Origin of the sequence: Xenorhabdus sp. NBAII XenSa04 (assembly GCF_963866145.1) — a bacterium.
GTDB classification, from domain to species: domain Bacteria; phylum Pseudomonadota; class Gammaproteobacteria; order Enterobacterales; family Enterobacteriaceae; genus Xenorhabdus; species Xenorhabdus indica.
On record NZ_CAWMEB010000178.1, the window covers coordinates 1 to 578 of the forward strand.

General features: G+C 58.0%; 1 protein-coding gene. It reads right to left on the minus strand.

Translation table 11 applies throughout. The features are described from left to right. The coding region (locus AAC147_RS07645; protein ID WP_047686241.1) for a phosphopantetheine-binding protein at window positions 1-578 on the minus strand (578 nt) is incomplete at both ends.

Sequence of the window (578 nt, forward strand, 5' to 3'; positions counted from 1 at the left end):
CCTTCCTGTAGCGGTGCCAGCGGATAAATATCCTGCACGTTGGCAGCGCCGCCCGCCACCGTGTTGACAACCGTGTCGATTTCCGCCTGAGACAGGGTTACCAGTGACAGCATCTCCGGCGTAATCGCTGTGCAACCTTCAGGAATCCGGTTAGGCGGCACAATAAAGGCCGGTTCCCCCTGATTGGCCTGAATAGCCTGGGCCATGTCAGTGAGTACTGGAGCGGAAAAAACCGTACGTACATCAAGCAGCCAGCCGGCATTACGCAGTTGTTCAATCAGGCTGACCACCATCAGCGAGTGACCGCCGAGTTCGAAGAAGTGGTCATAACGGCCGACGCGTTCCAGCCCCAGCAGGTTTTGCCAAATCTGTGCCAGTGTAGTTTCCAGTTCACCCACCGGGACCGCATAGCCACGTGTAACAACCGCTGACTGGTCAGGGGCGGGCAGGGCTTTACGGTCAAGCTTGCCGTTAGGGGTCAGCGGGAAGGTTTCCAGCATCACAAAAGCGCCGGGCAGCATATATTCAGCCAGATGCTGCGCCAGTGCCTGACGTAAGTCAGACGGCGCCAGTACCAC